We start from the raw sequence: 15,402 nt of genomic DNA, 5'->3' as shown, positions 1-15,402 counted from the left end.
TTACAAATATACGCAATTAAGATAAAAGCATAAAAGAGATACCCCTCAAAAAGCAAAATCCAAGTATCTTTTTATCAAAGAGTCCTTGAAAGAACTATTTCCTAATTATCATTTCGACAGAGAAAAGAACTGAATAGCGTTCATATCGATATGTTAAAAAATATTACCCGCTATAGTAATTCCATTTTCATGGGGTAGAAAATAAATTTTCACGGTATAGCAGTGACATTTTGATATATCCACCACATCGTTATATATTTGTGCCATGAAAGCAAATTGAATAAAAAATGGAAAGATATATTTACGCACTTTTGCTACTCTTCGCTTCCGTCTCGCTTCAGGCGCAATATCCGTTGCTCAGCAAAGATGCCGAGATCAGCTTGTTGACTGTTTCGCCATCGGAAGACGAAGTGTACACAGTTTACGGACATACGGCTTTACGGGTAAGAGATACCTCGAAAAAACTCGATACCGTATTTAATTACGGGATATTCGACTTCTCAAAGCCCAACTTCATCTACCGGTTTGCAAAAGGAGAAACCGATTACAGACTCGCAGCGCAATATACACGCGACTTCCTGATCGAATATGAGATGCGGGGGAGCGAAGTCACCGAACAAATCCTGGATATCGATTCCGCAGGAAAAGCACGGATATGGGAAGCCTTGATGATTAATAACCGGCCGGAAAACCGCGTGTATCGCTATAATTTCTTTTTTGACAATTGTGCGACAAGACCCGCCGCCATTATCGAAAATCAGACAGATGGAAAAATAGATTATGATGCACCATTCAAGCAGCAGACGTTCCGCGATCTCATCAACTATTGTACACGTAACAGACCTTGGCTTACGTTCGGGTGTGACCTGGCACTTGGCAGCCCGACCGACCGGATCGCGACTCCCCATGAAATGATGTTCCTACCGCCCTACTTGAAAGAAGCGTTCGGCACTGCAACCATTACCGGCGCAGACGGTTCCCGGAAAAAATTGGTAAGTTCAACCAAAACATTGGTAAACGGGCTTGCCGATGAAGAAAGACCGGACACGGGTTTCTTTACGCCACTTGTCAGCTGTTGGGCCTTTTTCCTGGTCGTGTTGGCTGTCACGTTCATAGAATGGCGTCGCAAATCTTATTTCAGGATTGTCGATTGCCTCTTGTTTCTCATCGCCGGAATAGCAGGAATCGTACTGTTTTTCCTGAGTTTCGTTTCGACACATCCATGTGTTTGCCCGAACTGGAATATTATCTGGTTGCAACCTTTTGACTTGGCAGCTGTTATTTTGTTTACAGTAAAAAAGTTAAGAAAGGCCGCATATTATTATCATTTTATTAACTTTGCGGCGCTTACGCTGATGCTGGCTGGCTGGCATTTCATTCCGCAGCATTTAAATACAGCATTTATCCCGCTGGTAATGAGCATTTGGCTCCGTTCGGGATATGGCGTTTACAGAAAAATATGGAACATCGGGTACGGAAAATATTAACATCGCTTATCGCAATTCTGGCAGCAACCAATCTGGAGGCTCAACAAAGCACGCCCAAATTGGTCGTGTGCATCACCGTCGACCAGTTGCGGGGCGATTATATAGAATACTTTTATAATACATTCGGCGAACGCGGTTTCAAGCGGTTGATGAATGAAGGACTGGTGTATAACAACATCCGGTTCGAATTCTCTGACATCGACGAAGCCAGTGCCTTTGCCACCCTATTTACCGGAAGTAATCCTAATTTCAGCGGAATATCAGGAAAGAATATCTACGATTTTGACAAGGAAAAAGAGGTTTCGGTCTTATATGATCCGGACTATATCGGCAATTATACGAAAGAACATTATTCTCCCCGGAAACTGATCAGCTCCACGATCGGAGATGAACTGAAAATCGCTTCCAAAGGCAGAAGTGACGTATATGCCATTGCTCCCAACCCCGAAAGTGCGATCCTTTCTGCCGGACATGCGGCAAACGGTGCTTTTTGGATGGACGATTACAACGGCAAATGGGCGACAACGACCTACTACAAAGGGCTTCCTTGGTATGTGGACCGCTACAACAACGGCCCGGAATCCCTGTCGGCCCGTTTGGAGCAGATGGCTTGGACACCGTCTTTGTCACCGGACAAGTTCAACGCATTCCCATACGTATTAGACGAGATACCTTTCAAATACACATTCAAAGAAAATACGAACGAGTGTTTCTTCAACCTGAAGACCTCTCCTTTTATCAATAAGGAAATCAATCGCTTGGCGCTTCAGTTCCTCGAATACGGGGCTTTCGGTACACGTTCCTGTCCGGATATGCTTGCCATCACTTATTATGCAGGCAACTATCGTGGCAATATGCATAAGGAATATACCCGCGAGATACAAGACACCTATTATCAGTTGGACAAGGATCTGGAACAGTTGTTGGACAAGATCGACAAGAAGGTCGGACTGAGCAACACGCTGATCGTATTTACCGGTTCGGGATATTATAAGAGTGAAGAAGAATATCCTGACGGCATGCAGTTGACGAATGGCGAATTCCATCCGAAACGTTGCGTCGCATTGCTCAATATGTATCTGATGGCTATTTACGGTCAACATACAAGTTGGGTAAAAGGATTCTATAACAATCAGATCTACCTGAACCGCAAAGCGATAGAAGACGCAAAGCTGGAACTGGCTGTCATACAAGAAAAGGCTGCCGAATTCCTGCGCGAATTCAGCGGCGTACAGTTTGTAGCGACCGAAAACGTCCTTCGTACGGGTAACTGGAACGAAAAGACTTCCAAATACCTGCACGGTACACACCTTTCAAGTCGTGGTGACCTGATCATCGAGTTGCAGCCCGGATGGACTATCAACAATGACGATCCGAAAGCAAAAGTAAAAGTAATACGAAATAATGCAGTTATAACCCCGCTGGTATTTATGGGTAACGGTATCAAACCGGAACACATCTACCGCGAAGTAAAAGCCACAGAAGTAGCCCCTACGGTAACCCATGTGCTGAGGATCAGGCCACCCAATGCATCCCTCAGTCTGCCGTTGAGGGAATTGACAATTGACAATGGACAATTGACAATTTCATCTAAATAAATATCCATTGGTATATAATTAAAACAAAATAAACATAGTAACCATCCAATTGATAGAGCCAATTGCATTGTCAATTGTCAATTTAATAAGTTATGGGATTTAATGAATTTATGACGAAGCTGTTCGGCAATAAGTCGCAGCGTGACCTGAAAGAAATTACCCCGTATGTGGATAAGATTAAGGCCGTATATCCGTCAATCCAAAAGCTCTCGAACGACGAGCTTCGTGCAAAAACTGATGAAATCAAACAGCGTATTCAAGATTATGTAGCCGATGAACGCGCAAAAGTGGAAGAACTGCGCAAAGGTATCGACAACAAGGAACTGGAAGAACGTGAAGCGATCTGGGCCGAAGTAGACAAAATCGAAAAGAACATCACGGATAAGATGGAAGTGGTATTGGAAGAATCCCTTCCCGAAGTATTCTCCATCATGAAAGATACGGCCCGCCGTTTTTCCGAAAACGAAACAATCGAAGTAACGGCAAATGACTTCGACCGTAATCTGGCTACCAAATACGACTTTGTGGAAATCGACGGCGATAAGGCTCTCTATCACAACCATTGGGTTGCAGGTGGTAACGAAATCACCTGGGATATGGTCCACTACGACGTACAGTTGTTCGGTGGTGTCGTACTGCACAAAGGTAAGATTGCTGAAATGGCGACCGGTGAAGGTAAAACATTGGTGGCTACCCTGCCTGTATTCCTCAACGCATTGACTCGCAACGGTGTACATGTGGTAACCGTAAATGACTATTTGTCAAAACGTGACTCGGAATGGATGGGCCCGTTATATATGTTTCACGGATTGTCGGTAGACTGTATCGACAAGCATCAGCCGAACTCCGACGCCCGCCGTGCTGCTTACAATGCCGACATCACGTTCGGTACGAACAACGAATTCGGTTTCGACTACTTGCGTGACAATATGGCGATCAGCCCAAACGACCTGGTACAGCGCAAACACAACTATGCCATTGTCGATGAGGTCGACTCCGTGTTGATCGACGATGCCCGTACACCGTTGATTATTTCCGGTCCGATCCCCCGCGGTGAAGAGCAGTTGTTCGAACAGTTCCGCCCGAATGTGGAAGTAGTCGTAAACGCACAGAAAGACCTTTGTTCCAAGATGCTGATCGAAGCCAAGAAAAAAATGGCAAGCAGCGATCAGAAAGAGGTAGAAGAAGGTTCTATCCAGCTGTACCGTTCCTTCAAGGGATATCCGCGTAACAAGGCGCTGATCAAATTCCTGAGCGAGCAAGGCGTAAAAGCCCAGATGTTGAAGACGGAAGAATACTTCATGTCTGAAAACATGCGTCATATGCACGAAGCGACAGACGAACTGTACTTCGTAATCGACGAAAAGAATAACAGTATCGAACTGACCGATAAAGGTATCGACTTGCTGACAGGTAAGACCGACGACCCGACATTCTTCGTATTGCCGGATATCACTTCCCAGCTTTCCGAACTTGAACATATTCAGAACGAAGAAGAAAAACAAGCCAAGAAAGACGAATTGCTGGCCAACTATTCCGTCAAGAGCGAACGCGTACATACGATCAACCAATTGCTGAAAGCTTACACCTTGTTCGAGAAAGACGACGAATATGTCGTGATGGACAACAAGGTCATGATCGTTGATGAACAAACGGGCCGTATCATGGATGGACGCCGCTATTCCGACGGTCTGCATCAGGCTATCGAAGCAAAAGAACGTGTGAAGGTGGAAGCCGCTACACAGACATTTGCAACCATCACTTTGCAGAACTACTTCCGCATGTATCACAAGCTGTCAGGTATGACCGGTACGGCTGAAACGGAAGCCGGCGAATTCTGGGACATCTATAAACTGGATGTTGTCGTAATCCCGACCAACCGCCCGATCGCCCGTAACGATATGAACGACCGCATCTACAAGACGAAGCGTGAAAAATACAACGCCGTAATCGAAGAGATCGTCCAACTGACCGAAGCAGGACGCCCGGTACTGGTAGGTACGACATCCGTCGAAATCTCCGAATTGTTGAGTCGTATGCTTACCATGCGTAAGATCAAACATAACGTCTTGAATGCGAAGTTGCACCAGAAAGAAGCTGAAATCGTAGCGACTGCCGGACAGAGCAGTACGGTGACGATCGCCACCAACATGGCCGGTCGTGGTACCGACATCAAGCTGTCTCAAGAAGTAAAAGCTGCCGGCGGTTTGGCCATCATCGGTACGGAACGTCACGAAAGCCGCCGTGTAGACCGCCAGTTACGTGGTCGCGCCGGACGTCAGGGTGACCCGGGTTCTTCCGTATTCTTCGTTTCTCTGGAAGACGATTTGATGCGTCTGTTCGCATCCGAGAAGATCGCCGGACTGATGGATAAATTAGGATTCAAGGAAGGTGAAGTATTGGAACACAGCATGCTCAGCAAATCTGTTGAACGTGCCCAGAAGAAGGTGGAAGAAAATAACTTCGGTATCCGTAAACGTCTGTTGGAATATGACGACGTGATGAACTCGCAACGTAACGTAATCTATACCCGCCGTCGTCACGCCCTGATGGGAGAACGTATCGGTCTGGACGTATTGAATACGATTTATGACACTTCCGTTGCAATCGTCGACCAACATGCCGATGGCGACTACGAAGGTTTCAAGTTGGAATTGTTCAAGACTTTCGCAATGGAATGTCCGTTCACGGAAGAAGAATTCAAGAGCGGCAAAGCCGACAAGCTGGCCGATAAACTGTTCGACGAAGCGCTGCAACTGTTCAAACGCCGTATGGAACGTATGACTCAAGTTGCCAATCCGGTGATCAAACAGGTTTACGAACATCAGGGTGCAATGTATGAAAACATCATGATCCCTATTACGGACGGTAAACGCATGTATAATGTTTCCTGCAACTTGAAAGAGGCTTACGAAACAGAAAGCAAAGCTATCACGAAAGCATTCCAGAAATCGATCGTCCTGCATACAATCGACGAAGCCTGGAAAGAACATTTGCGTGAGATGGACGAACTGCGTCACTCGGTACAGAACGCCAGCTACGAAAACAAAGATCCTCTGTTGATCTACAAGCTGGAATCTTACAACCTGTTCAAAAACATGGTGGATATGATGAACCGTAAGACTGCTGCCGTCCTGATGCGCGGTCAGATCCCTGTTCGCGAAGAACCGACTGAAGAAGAAAAGCAGGCTATGGCGGCCCGTCAGGCTGCGATGGAAGAAGCTGCTCGTCAGCGTATCGCTATCCAAAGAGCAGAAGCCGAACGCCGTCAGGACATGAGTAAATATCGTGCTGAAAAGACCGATATTTCCGGTAACAACGATCCGGAAGAACGTGCCCCGCAACAACCGCGCCAAGAACCGGTTCGCGCCGAAAAACGCGTAGGCCGCAACGATCCCTGTCCCTGCGGAAGCGGTAAGAAATATAAGAATTGTCACGGACAAGGTTTATAATCCTATCCGGCAACATGAAAAACGAAAGCGGCCCCGAAAAGGTCGCTTTCGTTTTCTTTATAAATCTAAAAAAACACAAAATCCTTTGTCCCTTACAATACACTTGTTACCTTAGTCGAACTAATTTAAATATTACATTTAATCACCATGAAGAAAATTATCTTATTACTGGCTTTTTGCCTGAGTGTAGGCAATTTATTCGCACAAGATGCGAACGCAGACAAACTGCGCGAAGAAGGGGACGCAGCCATGACTGCAAAAAACTATCCCGAAGTTGTAGCAAAGTACAGCGAATACTTAAAACTTACGAACTATGAAGATGAAAGCCGCGTCTTTAACTGTGCATTTGCAGCTTACAATGCTAAAAAGTATGACGATGCCATCAAATTCTACGACATGGCCATTCAAAAGGGCTATAAGACAGACGACGCTTATGTAGGCAAAGCTATGTCTTTGCGTAGCCAGGACAAAGCAGCCGATTTTACAGCAACAGTCGAAGCAGGTCTGAAAGCTAATGCCCAGAACGCAAATCTCGAAAAACTTCTGTATGCTTATTGCATGAAGAAAGGACAGGCTGCCCAGAAAGCAGGTAAGACTGAAGAAGCGGAAGAACTGTTTAAAGACGTATTAGTTGTAGGTAACGCCAAATATAAAGGTAACGCCCTTTACAGCCTCGGCGTTATGTTCTACAATGCAGGTGCAAAAATCCTGGCAGATGCCAACCCGATCGCAACATCCGATCCTGATAAATACGCAGCTGAAAAGAAAAAAGCAGATGCTCAAATGGCAAAAGCCAAAGGTTACCTGGAGCAGGCAATCGCTCTGAACGCAGCCGATGCCAATTCTAAAAAGATTCTGGATGCTATCAATGCAGCCAAATAAGCAAGACGGATAACAAAACGGATGCAATCCTCCAAAAGACAGGACATCCGGTTTAAGGGTGCTAACCCTATGCCTTACGACTGCTAACCCATAGGGTTACGACCGCTAAAGCATAGGGTTTTCATCATAATTGCACTTACTTGCAAACTCCAATCCTTATTCGAATAAAATCCTGAACCGCGTCAATCCATCCGCATACGTCCTGAGGGAAAAGGAACAGTTGTGTTTTTGGAGAACTTCACGGATAAATATCAAGCCGATGCCCTGGCCACCACGTTTAGTCGAAAAGAAAGGGCTGAACAGCTTGGCCTCCGTTTCCTTGTCAATGCCTTTGCCAGTGTCGGCAATCTCTAGACAGACCGGATTACGGGAGGTACGGATATAAATCTCACCATCATGGTCGATCGATTCGGAAGCGTTCTTGATGATGTTGACCAACACCTGTTCAAAGAGTGAATTGTCCAGATTGACAATCGGCGAAACAGGGTCCAGATCCATCACGATCCGGATATTCCGGTTCAGGCAAATCGTTTCCATAAAACGTTTGCACGAAAAGACAACTGCATTCAGCGGCTGTGTCTTGGCTTGAGGTTCCGGTATGCGAACCACGTCTGCAAACTTCGTGATAAAATGACTCATACTATAACAACGCTCTATCGAAACACGCAGGACTTCACAAATATCTTCTGTGTCCTGCATCTCGCTGAAGGTCGCCTCAAGCGTGTCCAATGTGGAAGTAATACCGGCAGTCGTGTTGTTCACCTCATGAGCAATCATACGGATCACCTTCTCATACGCTTTCTTTTCGGCCTTAAAGACCTCCTGCGTCAACATTTCCACCAAATAGAAAGAATGATGGAAGCCACGATCCACAAACGATGAATGCGTACATTTATATATATTGGCATCGTTCAGGCGGACTGTCTGCGAATCGTATAAGGGGATCGGCTCCAACTCCGCCGCCAAAGGTGAATCCAGTTCCGACAGGCGCTTGCCCACGATATCCGGCAAGGAAGGAACTCCCAGCATCTTATGAGCCGCCGGATTGACCGAAAGGACTTCCTTATCAAGGTTCAACATAATCACCCCCATCGGCGAGGCATTGATCAGCAAATCCAGGAAATGGTTCTGTTCCCTTAGATGCAAGCGTTCGTTCTTCAACTGTTCCATCATCTTGTTGAAAATATCGACAATACGATCCGCCTCCTTCTGTCCCACACGACTCAGACGGGAACTGAAATCCTGCTCCTTCAACAAATCCATACCATTCCCTATAATCGTAAGAGGCTTAATGATACGACTATAGAACACAAACAAATAGATGATTGTCAGGATCACGATCCCTTCCACGAAAAAGAACATAAAAGACGACTCCGCATAGAAAGCATGATAGGTAATAATCGCCAATACAGACAACAGCAATGCAGTCAATATCCAAAACAATCCTTTTATTCTCATCAGTCGGGGCGATTTATTTGTCTACAGGAATATCATATTTCTCAAGACGGCGGTACAGGGCCGCCCGACTGATACCGAGTGCCATGGCAGCGTGTGAAAGATTACCGGCATGTGTTTTCAGCGCCTGGAGAATCGTTTGCTTTTCCAACTCATCCAATGTCAGGCCTTCAAACGAAGGAGCCCCTTCAGCCTTTGCCGACAATGTCGTATGAAGACACTGGCCCTCGAAGTCAGAGGCCTCCAAAACAGCCTTGCCCGATACCAGTATCGTCCGCTCCACCAAATTCTTCAACTCACGGATATTACCCGGATAAGGCAGTTTTTGCAGGAAGGTCAAAGCTTCGGATGAAAAACGGACAGTAGGCAAGCCGTTTATCTCTGATTGTTTATCGGCAAAATAACGTGCCAACAAAGGGATATCATCTTTACGATCGCGAAGCGCAGGCAGATGAACAGTTATTAGGTTGATACGATAAAACAAATCTTCCCGGAACATGCGTTCAGCCACCATTTCGCGCAAGTTGCGGTTTGTCGCACTAACCACACGGATATCGACTTTGCGAGGACGGCTATCACCCAAAACCTCGAATGTCTGGTCTTGCAGGACACGTAGCAGCTTTACCTGGCAGGACAGTTCGAGATCACCGATCTCGTCAAGAAAGATCGTCCCCTTGTTTGCCATCTCGAAACGTCCGGTACGGTCGATGTAAGCGTCAGTAAACGCTCCTTTCTTATGCCCGAACATCTCGCTCTCGAAAAGACTTTGTGAAAGCCCGCCGAGGTTGACCTTTACAAACGGCTCTTTCGTACGAGGGCTGTTCGTATGGATCGCCTCGGCAATCAGCTCCTTCCCTGTTCCGCTCTCGCCGGTTATCAGAACGGAAGCGTTGGTCGGAGCAATCCGGGAAACCGTCCCCAACACATCCATCAACGGGGCACTCTGGCCAATGATCTTATCAAAATGAAATTTATTATCGGCATCCAAGCGGTTCAAAGGTGTTTCCAGTTCCTTCTTCTGTTCGCTCAGTTCGATTGCCGTACGGATGGATTTCAGCAGAACGAGATTGTTCCAAGGCTTGGTCACAAAATCAAAAGCTCCTGCCTGCATCCCCTGCACGGCAAGCGAAATGGATCCCCATGCCGTCATCAGGATAACCGGGACGTCAGGCTGGAAAATCTTCACCTGCTTCAGCAGTTGTATCCCCTCTTCACCGGTCGTAGTCAGTGTAAAGTTCATATCCATCAGGATCAACTGTGGCACCATCCGGCGTACAACAGCCAATGCCTCTTCCGGTCCCGGAACAGCTTCCGGCTCGAACCCGGCCCGTTTCAACAAGAAAGTTAACGAAGAACGAACGGCTGCATCATCGTCTATTATCAGGATCATTGATGTATGATTTCAAATTTATGATTTATGATTTGCAAATTTATGGAATTTAATCGATCATCGCCTTACGATCTTCTCAAATTCCACATCAAGAGTCCGGTCATTGATAAAATCATAAAGGGTGACACTTCGTATATTGTAATAGTAGTTCCAATAGTCGTACAACTCCTGGATATGCTTCTGTTTAGCCTCATCCTTCGATTGTTGCGCGTCGTTCAGGTCCAAAATATTGATCTTACCGATCATGAATGTCTCGATAGAGGTCTTGTAGCGCTTCTCAGCAATCGCATCGGCTTCCTGAGCGATCTCCAACTGAGCGGCCTGGTTATTAAAGTTTTCCACCAACAAAAAAATATCCTGGTTAAAACTGATCTCCTCCTGACGGATCTTGGATAAAGTCACATCTCGGTTAGATTCGGCAACTTTCACTTTTCCCCGGCGCTTGCCCCAATCGAGGATCGGGATCGTCATGCCGACTTCCACCACCTGATTTCCCTTTAATCGGTTATAGGCGGAATCGAACGTATGATCTTTTCCTGTATAACCGATCGTGGCGAAAAGATTGATACTGCGACGATTTCCTTTGGCTGTCGCCACCTCATAATCAGCTTCCAGCTGGCGACGGCGAATATTCTTGGCGAACGAATTGTTTTCCTGCGCTTTTTGCAACACTACCTCATACATCATCCGTAAAGAAGGGGCAGACTCCGGCAGGATCGGCTCGATCACTTCCTGTTCGCTCAACCCCAAAAAAGCGCGGAGCTGAAACATATTGGCATTTAGACCGGATTGTGCCTCGGTCAGCTTCCCCTTCATCTGCAAGGCAGACAGCTTCAACTGCATCAGTTCGCTTTCGGAGATATGACCGATCTTACGCTTGGCAACCGCTATCTCGTACAACTTATCGGCATTTTCAAGGTTCTGCCTGGCAATTTGCAAGTTTTCATTTGCCAGCAGCAGGTTGAAAAAATAGCCGATCGTGTTGATCGTCACTCCTTCCACACTCTCGATATAAGCGGCTTTCGCTTCCTGATAACGGACAGGCTCGATGCGCCTTTTCCATTTCTGGTCGTTCACACCGAAAATCGGCTGCGTAAGCGTCAACCCGATAGGTACGCTCATATATTCGTTGAAAGCCCCCTTCCCCAACTGCCGGTTAAAATCGAGAGAAGAGTTCAACGATATCTTACCACCTGTCAAGGCTATATTCTGATCGATCGAAATCTCTCCGTTCAGGCCGAGCGAATTGTTTTGGACAAAAGTGTACGAACCGTCGGACTGCTGGTATTTAGTATACTGTTTACTGTAGGCTGGAAGCGTTCCCTTGAAGTTGATCTCCGGCAACTGGTCGGCAATATGCGTACGGTATTCCCAATAAGCAGTCTTCAGCTCGTTCAAGGCCACTGCTGCATCCACCGATTGCATTTGCGCCAAGTTGATCGCTTCTTTTAGAGTCAGCCTGACAGTATCTTGTTCCTGTGCCTGCAATCCGGTACCCGACAACAGAATAGAAATGATGGCTATATAGATCTTTTTCATCGTAATAAATGTTTTGACTTTCCGTTGGCAAAAGTTATGCCAAAAAGATATATAACTGATTGTCTGTAACATGTCCAAAACAATAGTGTCCGAAAATGAACAGTGTGTCCGTTTTTGAAGTATTATTCATATCTTTGTCCCGTTCTCTCAAAACAATAAATAATATGAAAAACAGCGGCTTCACTTTTCGTAAACGACTGGCCAGTTTCCGGTATGCTTTTAATGGCATCCGTTTATTGATACAAAAAGAGCACAATGCATGGATACATTGTTTTGCTACTATTTGCGTGATTATAGCCGGCTTTTCTTTCGGTTTATCCCAAACAGAATGGATGGCGGTCGTGATCGTAATCGGAGCCGTATTATCGGCCGAAGCAATCAATTCATCCATTGAATCATTGGCAGATTTGGTCTCACCCGAATACAACGAAGCAATAAAAAAAACGAAAGACCTCGCAGCAGGAGCCGTTTTAATTATGGCAATAGCGGCTGCCATAGTCGGATCGATTATTTTTTTTCCTAAACTGGGATTCTGAATGACTATTTAAAAGAATAATCCTTTATTTCATTGTTTTACAATTCTCTTTGTTTATATTTGTGCCATTATTAATTAAAAATTAAAACAGGAGATTATGGCACGCACAGTAAATTATTCGAAAAGAGCGGAGAAAATTAAAGAAATGATTGACGATTTAGTAAAGGAAATGGGACATTCTCCACACAGAATGGCTAAAAAAGACAAAATCAAACTCATCGATATTGACTTTGAAAATATTGACGTTGTAACACTAATGCAGGTACAGGCACGCATCAGCCGCCTTATTCTTGAAAAAAGTAAATAACGTAAACAAGACATATCTATAAATGAAACGAATTCTTACCCTGATTTTCGTATTATTCGTTTGTTTATCGGGAAAAGCGCAAGAAGTTGAGATAAGCGGAAGTCGCAAGGCTGTCCGTACATCGGGTGATGTGTTGGCGTTCATAACGCCTGTAGCGAGCCTGACTACCGTGTTGGTATTGCAGGATTGGCAAGGATTGAAGCAAGGCGCTTTGGCAGGAGTTTCGACTATAGGTATGACATACGCTTTGAAATATCTGATTAAGAAAGAGCGGCCGGACGGTAGCGACAAACATTCGTTTCCTTCTATGCATACCTCGGTTTCATTTACGGGAGCTGCGTTCATCCAACGGCGCTATGGCTGGAAATGGGGAATTCCGGCTTATGCGATTGCCTCATATGTAGGATGGAGCCGGACATATGCCAAGAAGCACGACTGGTGGGACGTAGTGGCGGGAGCTGCTCTCGGAGCTGGAAGCGCCTACATTTTTACCCGTCCGTTTGCTACGAAGCATAACCTGTCTATCAGCCCTGTTGCGAGCGATAAACACTTCGGCATATATGCATCCATGACATTTTAGAAGTTTAAGCCCGGTCTCGCAATCCCTGCGAAATCGGGCCTTTCTTTGTTAAACAAATAGTGTTATTCCGTTTTACATTACCTGCCGCCCATCGAAGAAACGTACCGTACGACTTGTCTGTTTTGCCTGCTCCTCGTTGTGGGTAACCATGACAATGGTACGACCGTCTTCCTTGTTCAGCTTGTGGAGTAATTCCATGACTTCAGCTCCCATCTTGGAGTCCAGGTTACCGGTCGGCTCATCGGCGAGGATGATGTCAGGGTTGCCGACAATGGCACGTGCGATGGCGACACGCTGGCACTGGCCGCCAGAGAGCTGCGTCGGGAAGTGGCGCATACGGTGAGAAAGGCCGACCTTTTCGAGTACGGCTTCAGCTGCGGCACGGCGCTCCTTGGCACTGACCTTGCGGTAGAGAAGGGGCAGTTCGACATTATCAAGCACGTTTAGCGAATTAATCAGGTGGAAAGACTGGAAAACGAAGCCTAGCTTTTGGTTACGGAACTCGGCTAGTTGCTTGTCGTTCATATTGATTGTGTTGACTCCGGCAATCTCGACTGTACCGTAGGTCGGGGCATCCAGTAGCCCGATGATGTTCAGCAGTGTAGATTTACCGCAACCGGAAGGCCCCATGATACTCAGGAATTCTCCTCTATCGACCGTCAGGTTCACGTTCTCCAGGGCTACCGTTTCAATTTCTTTCGTCCGGTAGATCTTCTCAAGATTTGTAAGTGTTATCATAATCGTTATTGTTTGTTGTGGACAGGGTTGAGGCTGCCCGTTGTTATTATATTCTTCGTATATACTTCCAACTGGCAAATTGCATACCAAAGAAGTAAATAGCTATTAATCAATTATTATACAAAACAAAAGATGTCCGATATTGAACACATTGTCCGTTTTGTCATCATTCATAATGCAATGCCTCCGCCGGCGCCAACCGTATCGCCTTACGTACCGGAAACCAGACACCTATACAGATCATGGCACCCATCAGAAGATAGGTGAAACTGAAAGTCATGAGGAAACGCATAAATGTAAGTGGTTGGCGGTAAGAATCGAGCTGGTCCATATAAGCCATATTAAAGGCGAAGATGACTAGCAAGGGCAATGTCAAGACAAGTAAACAAAGTCCCTCGGTATACATATAGCGTTCCAGCGTGATACGGTGAGCCCCCAAAGCCATCCGGAGACCGATCTCGCCTTTTCGGTTCTGCATACGAAGCCAGAAAGTGCCGATGATACCAAAAAAGACATTTACCAGCATAAAGGCCATCAAGGACATCTTGTTATTCGCCTCCCGTTCTTTCCAACTCAGTTGCTGTTCACGGAAAGAAGAGATCGGGGTAATGCCGTAGACATAGAGATTGTTGACCCTCAACCTCTCTCCCATTCCATCCAAGAACAGGTTCATCTCGTTCTGCGTATAAGAACGTTTCATCCGGACACAAAACTCGGCACTACTGGCACCGAAGCTGCTGATGGTTGAATTGTAAGTTTCACCTTCCAAACACTGGAAATAAGAGGCTTCGGAACGCTCATACTCATTCGTTCGGATGGAAGTGGAAACCGCTGCGATCTCAGACGACAGATCATGACCGCCATGATACACACGACGGCCGACAATATCCGGAGCACCATGATAGAAACCTTCCGCCATTTCCGGTGTGATCACAATCACGTTATGCCGCCCTACGACCTTATCATACACCGGTTCCCCATCAACTGTCCGGATACGGAAAAGACGGAAATATTCCGGTGTGACGTTGCGCATCTGGAATGACTCCATATGAGCCGCATAGATAGTGTCGCCATCCACAGGCTTGACTTCCCGCCATGAATTACCACTCGAATAGGGACAGGAATAGAAAGTGACGCAAACGTCCTCCACCTCCGGGTTCTGACGGATCTGAGTCATCAACTGCGTCAGATCTTCCGGGTCGGACGAATGGTAAAGAGAATCGGGCACGTAACCTGGTGCCTTCACATCCAAATTACTTAACTTAAAACGCCATACATTTCCGATATCGAAGCCTAAAGGAGCATGATAGGTCCGGTAATCCACCCAGAACGTATCTACCATCATCCAGAGCACTGCTGCCACTACCAACAACTCCGCAAATATCCAGCCGTTGCTACGACGCTGGTTCCACATTATCTTTAAAATATGTTTGATCATT

General features: G+C 46.1%; 12 protein-coding genes. 7 read left to right on the top strand and 5 right to left on the bottom strand.

Going from position 1 to position 15,402, the window contains the following annotated elements; translation table 11 throughout:
- The first annotated feature begins 287 nt into the window (after nucleotides 1-287).
- From NQ564_RS02290 to NQ564_RS02275, 4 genes are all read left to right on the top strand, one after another.
- A complete protein-coding gene (locus tag NQ564_RS02290) occupies nucleotides 288-1,487 on the top strand; it encodes a lipoprotein N-acyltransferase Lnb domain-containing protein (protein ID WP_087375515.1) in 1,200 nt (399 codons plus the stop codon).
- Entirely contained in the window at nucleotides 1,460-3,085 is a 1,626-nt protein-coding gene (locus tag NQ564_RS02285) for an alkaline phosphatase family protein (RefSeq protein WP_008148862.1), read from the top strand. Before NQ564_RS02290 ends, NQ564_RS02285 begins: the two co-directional genes overlap by 28 nt.
- Before the next feature lie 92 nt (nucleotides 3,086-3,177).
- Nucleotides 3,178-6,537 (top strand): preprotein translocase subunit SecA, encoded by a 3,360-nt coding sequence (secA, locus tag NQ564_RS02280; RefSeq protein ID WP_008148864.1) that lies wholly within the window; start codon nucleotides 3,178-3,180, stop codon nucleotides 6,535-6,537.
- A 147-nt stretch (nucleotides 6,538-6,684) separates the two neighbouring features.
- Nucleotides 6,685-7,419 (top strand): tetratricopeptide repeat protein, encoded by a 735-nt coding sequence (locus NQ564_RS02275; RefSeq protein ID WP_008148866.1) that lies wholly within the window; start codon nucleotides 6,685-6,687, stop codon nucleotides 7,417-7,419.
- A gap of 156 nt (nucleotides 7,420-7,575) precedes the next feature.
- On the opposite strand, the gene NQ564_RS02270 is transcribed toward NQ564_RS02275, so the two are convergent.
- From NQ564_RS02270 to NQ564_RS02260, 3 genes are read right to left on the bottom strand one after another with little or no spacing between them, the layout of a single operon-like run.
- The gene (locus NQ564_RS02270; RefSeq protein WP_008148868.1) at nucleotides 7,576-8,877 is read right to left on the bottom strand and encodes a sensor histidine kinase; all 1,302 of its coding nucleotides are present in this window, start codon (nucleotides 8,875-8,877) and stop codon (nucleotides 7,576-7,578) included.
- Between the two features lie 13 nt (nucleotides 8,878-8,890).
- Nucleotides 8,891-10,264: a sigma-54-dependent transcriptional regulator gene (locus NQ564_RS02265; protein WP_008148870.1), complete on the bottom strand. Its 1,374-nt coding sequence runs from the start codon at nucleotides 10,262-10,264 to the stop codon at nucleotides 8,891-8,893.
- A 57-nt stretch (nucleotides 10,265-10,321) separates the two neighbouring features.
- The gene (locus NQ564_RS02260) at nucleotides 10,322-11,803 is read right to left on the bottom strand and encodes a TolC family protein (RefSeq protein WP_008148872.1); all 1,482 of its coding nucleotides are present in this window, start codon (nucleotides 11,801-11,803) and stop codon (nucleotides 10,322-10,324) included.
- A 164-nt stretch (nucleotides 11,804-11,967) separates the two neighbouring features.
- On the opposite strand from NQ564_RS02260, the gene NQ564_RS02255 reads away from it, so the two are divergent.
- The 3 genes from NQ564_RS02255 to NQ564_RS02245 all read left to right on the top strand — a co-directional run bounded on the left by NQ564_RS02255 (nucleotide 11,968) and on the right by NQ564_RS02245 (nucleotide 13,225).
- Complete coding sequence (locus NQ564_RS02255) at nucleotides 11,968-12,339, top strand: diacylglycerol kinase family protein (protein ID WP_081450214.1); 372 nt, start codon at nucleotides 11,968-11,970, stop codon at nucleotides 12,337-12,339.
- 96 nt (nucleotides 12,340-12,435) lie between these two features.
- The gene (locus NQ564_RS02250) at nucleotides 12,436-12,645 is read left to right on the top strand and encodes a hypothetical protein (RefSeq protein ID WP_008148875.1); all 210 of its coding nucleotides are present in this window, start codon (nucleotides 12,436-12,438) and stop codon (nucleotides 12,643-12,645) included.
- A gap of 22 nt (nucleotides 12,646-12,667) precedes the next feature.
- Nucleotides 12,668-13,225: a phosphatase PAP2 family protein gene (locus NQ564_RS02245; protein ID WP_008148877.1), complete on the top strand. Its 558-nt coding sequence runs from the start codon at nucleotides 12,668-12,670 to the stop codon at nucleotides 13,223-13,225.
- A gap of 72 nt (nucleotides 13,226-13,297) precedes the next feature.
- Here the strand turns inward: NQ564_RS02245 and NQ564_RS02240 are convergent, their stop codons facing one another.
- The gene (locus tag NQ564_RS02240; RefSeq protein ID WP_008148880.1) at nucleotides 13,298-13,963 is read right to left on the bottom strand and encodes an ABC transporter ATP-binding protein; all 666 of its coding nucleotides are present in this window, start codon (nucleotides 13,961-13,963) and stop codon (nucleotides 13,298-13,300) included.
- 166 nt (nucleotides 13,964-14,129) lie between these two features.
- Nucleotides 14,130-15,401 carry an ABC transporter permease gene (locus NQ564_RS02235; RefSeq protein WP_008148881.1) on the bottom strand — a complete coding sequence of 424 codons (1,272 nt, stop codon included), beginning with the start codon at nucleotides 15,399-15,401 and terminating at the stop codon, nucleotides 14,130-14,132.
- Nucleotide 15,402 lies beyond the last annotated feature (1 nt).

Origin of the sequence: Parabacteroides johnsonii DSM 18315, from assembly GCF_025151045.1 — a bacterium.
GTDB lineage: Bacteria > Bacteroidota > Bacteroidia > Bacteroidales > Tannerellaceae > Parabacteroides > Parabacteroides johnsonii.
The sequence above is the reverse complement of the archived record's forward strand: the minus strand, read 5'-3'. Positions and strand labels throughout refer to the sequence as shown.